Raw genomic sequence first — 3,303 nt, forward strand, 5'->3', positions numbered from 1 at the left:
GATATCGCAACACGGAGACGTTCATGACCATGATCTACCTGATTGCCAGCCCTGCGGGCTCCATCTTGAAATCCACATAAAATGACGAAGAACCATTTGTCTTCTGCTTCTGTACTGGTAGTAGGTGATGTAATGCTGGACCGCTATTTTAATGGCGACTCACAGCGCATTTCACCTGAAGCACCGGTACCAGTGGTGAAAATAAGCAAAATTGAAGACAAAGCCGGCGGTGCGGCCAATGTGGCACGCAATATTGCACACTTAGATGGCAAAGTGGCCTTACTAGGCATTATTGGCGATGACAGCGCTGGCGACTCTTTACAACAGCTATTAGCCAGCGAGCAAATCCATTCAGAATTAATCCGGCAACAACAGAAACCGACTATCGCCAAAATGCGGGTGGTGTCACGCCAGCAGCAAATTGTGCGGCTGGATCAGGAAGACAGCTTCAGCAGCGCTGACGCGAAATTACTGGCCGATCGCTTTGCTGCCGTATTCAGCCACTATGATGTAATAGTATTTAGCGATTACTACAAAGGCTCGTTGCAACATATTACAGCTATGATTGCTTTGGCAAAAGCAGCCGGGAAAACAGTGTTAGTTGACCCCAAGCAAGCCGACTTAGCGGTTTATGCAGGCGCCGATGTGATTACGCCCAATTTAGGCGAATTTAAAACGGCAGGTGGCAAAACCGGCTCTGTCGACGAGATGCTAAGCTCAGCCCGCGAGTTAATGCAAAAAGCCGGCTTGGCATCCATTTTATTAACTCGCAGCAAACAAGGCATGAGCCTGATAACGCCGACCGAACACCATCATTTTCCGGCACAAGTACTGGAAGTAAGCGACGTAACCGGTGCCGGCGATACCGTTATCGCCACCTTAGCCGTAATGCTAAATGCTGGCATGTCGTTACCTGATGCCACTCAGCTGGCAAACTTAGCTGCTGGCATCGTGGTGGGTAAAGTAGGTGCCGCTACCGTATCGCCAGAAGAGCTTGCGGCTAAGTTGAACAAGGACTTATTTCGTCAGGGCGACTTTTACCAGACGCCTTTTGATATAGTGCTGCAGCATATTCAGTTTGCCCGGCAAAACGGCGAGCGTATTGTGTTTACTAATGGCTGCTTTGATATATTACACGCCGGCCATGTCCGCTATTTAGCACAGGCCAAAGCACTGGGCGACAGGTTAGTGGTCGGCCTTAATTCAGATGCTTCAGTACGTCGGTTAAAAGGCGAACAACGTCCTATTAATAGCTTGGAAGACCGCGCTACGGTATTAAGCAGCCTTGCCAGCGTAGACTGGGTAGTGCCTTTTGGCGATGATGCAGCAGAACAGGATACGCCGTTAAAGCTTATCAGCAGCATTTTGCCCGATGTGTTGGTTAAGGGCGGCGATTACAGCATAGACACTATAGTAGGTGCAGATGTCGTGCTCGCCAACGGTGGCGAAGTGCAGGTATTAACCTTTGTCGATGGCCGCTCTACCAGCAAAGTAATCCGCAAAATCCAGGATTTGCAGGGAAATAGCTAAGTGCCTAAGCCGTTAACGTCCATTTGTATTTTGAGGTTATCCGCTATTGGTGATGTCTGTAATGCAGTGTCTGTAGTGCAAGCTATTCAGTGTCAGCATCCTCAAGCTCAGATCACCTGGGTGATAGGCAAAGTAGAAGCACGATTACTGGAAGGTTTACCTGGAGTGCGGTTTGTCGTGTTTGATAAAAGACAGGGCAAGGCTGCTTACCGCCAACTGAAACAGGACTTACAACACGACCATTTTGATGTGCTGTTGCATATGCAGGTGGCTTTTCGCGCTAATCTGGCCTCTTTGTGTATCAAGGCGCACAAAAAAATTGGTTTTGACTGGCATACGGCCAAAGAGCTACATGCGCTTTTTATGCGCCACCGTATCATACCCTCACCACGCAGCCATGTGCTGGATGGCTTTCGCCAATTTGCCAGAGCCATAGGTGTGTCAGAGCACTTACTAACGCAGCCGCCTAAATGGCAGTTACCTATACCGGAAAGCGATGAGCAATGGGCAAAGCAGCAACTGGCCGCCGTGGCGAATTCACGGGTATTGATCATCAGCCCCGCGGCATCTAAAGCCGAGCGCAACTGGCTGCCAGAGCGTTATGCTGATCTGGCAGATTATGCCCATACCAAAGGCTTTGCAGTGATATTGTGTGGTGGCCCCACGGAGCTTGAACGCACATTAAGCCAGGCCATTTTGGCAACGGCTAAGCAGCCGATCACAGACCTGACAGGTCAAACCAATTTAAAACAACTGCTGGCCCTGCTAAAACACGCTAGTTTAGTATTAGCACCAGACACTGGCCCTACCCATATGGCGGTCGCGGTCGGCACGCCAGTTATCGGGCTTTATGGCCATAGCAATCCGGATCGCACCGGGCCTTATTTATTTCGTCAGTATGTGGTAGAGGTGTATCATTCATCTTTGCTCGCGCAACAGGGTAAAACCGCAGCACAGCTTAAATGGGGCACCCGCGTTAAAGGCAAAGATATTATGCAAAAAATAACGGTCGATGCTGTTATTGCGATGTTCGATAAAGTCGTCGCCGAGCAGCAGTTATGAACCACACACAAAAAGCCGCATTTTTGGACAGAGATGGTGTTATTAACATCGACCATGGCTATGTCAGCAGCCCGGAGCAGTTCGAGTTTATCGATGGTGTATTTGACGCTTGTCGCCACCTGCAGCAGCAAGGTTATTTACTGATAGTGGTGACAAACCAATCAGGCATTGGCCGCGGTTATTATAACGAGCAGCAGTTTGCAGCGCTGACCCAGTGGATGACAGCACAATTTGCACAGCATGGCGTTAGCATCACAGAAGTGTTTTTTTGCCCACATCATCCGACTAATGCCATAGCCCCTTACCAAATCGATTGCCAATGCAGAAAACCTGCACCGGGCATGTTGTTACAAGCCCTAGAAAAATATCAGATTGATCCTGGCCAAAGTCTTATGTTGGGCGATAAAAGAGCCGATATGCAAGCAGCAAGAGCCGCCGGCATTAAACGCAAAGTGTTAGTGCTGTCTGGTCAGAGTGTGAGCGAAGAAGATAAGGCCAGCGCCGATGAAGTCTGGCCTTCTATTAAAACCGCGTTAACTGCCTTGTAAACAGCCTGGCAGCCGACACAGTTACAGCGCCGCTAACATCACCTCAGCTTTGCTCACTTCAAAGGTTTGGGTAAGCGGATTAAATGGTTGATCTTACCTTTGCATGAGAGTGAGACAGACCGGCATCTCATCGGATTATCTGGTTGATGCTTCACCTACTGCT

At 49.3% G+C, this 3,303-nt stretch carries 3 protein-coding genes; all 3 read left to right on the plus strand.

From position 1 onward, the window contains the following. The first annotated feature begins 81 nt into the window (after positions 1-81). The 3 genes from hldE to gmhB all read left to right on the plus strand — a co-directional run bounded on the left by hldE (position 82) and on the right by gmhB (position 3,140). The gene (gene hldE / locus G533_RS0119105; protein ID WP_027951285.1) at positions 82-1,530 is read left to right on the plus strand and encodes a bifunctional D-glycero-beta-D-manno-heptose-7-phosphate kinase/D-glycero-beta-D-manno-heptose 1-phosphate adenylyltransferase HldE; all 1,449 of its coding nucleotides are present in this window, start codon (positions 82-84) and stop codon (positions 1,528-1,530) included. A gap of 75 nt (positions 1,531-1,605) precedes the next feature. Beyond that, positions 1,606-2,592 (plus strand): glycosyltransferase family 9 protein, encoded by a 987-nt coding sequence (locus G533_RS0119110; RefSeq protein WP_205622669.1) that lies wholly within the window; start codon positions 1,606-1,608, stop codon positions 2,590-2,592. Then, positions 2,589-3,140, plus strand: a complete 552-nt coding sequence (gene gmhB, locus G533_RS0119115) for a D-glycero-beta-D-manno-heptose 1,7-bisphosphate 7-phosphatase (protein ID WP_027951287.1) — start codon at positions 2,589-2,591, stop codon at positions 3,138-3,140. Before G533_RS0119110 ends, gmhB begins: the two co-directional genes overlap by 4 nt. Positions 3,141-3,303 lie beyond the last annotated feature (163 nt).

This window comes from Haliea salexigens DSM 19537 (assembly GCF_000423125.1).
In the GTDB taxonomy this organism is placed as follows: Bacteria; Pseudomonadota; Gammaproteobacteria; order Pseudomonadales; family Halieaceae; genus Haliea; species Haliea salexigens.

Coding starts and splice junctions, on each gene's coding strand:
- gmhB (WP_027951287.1), top strand. CDS start 2,589: ATGAACCACACACAAAAAGCCGCATTTTTGGACAGAGATGGTGTTATT.
- hldE (WP_027951285.1), top strand. CDS start 82: ATGACGAAGAACCATTTGTCTTCTGCTTCTGTACTGGTAGTAGGTGAT.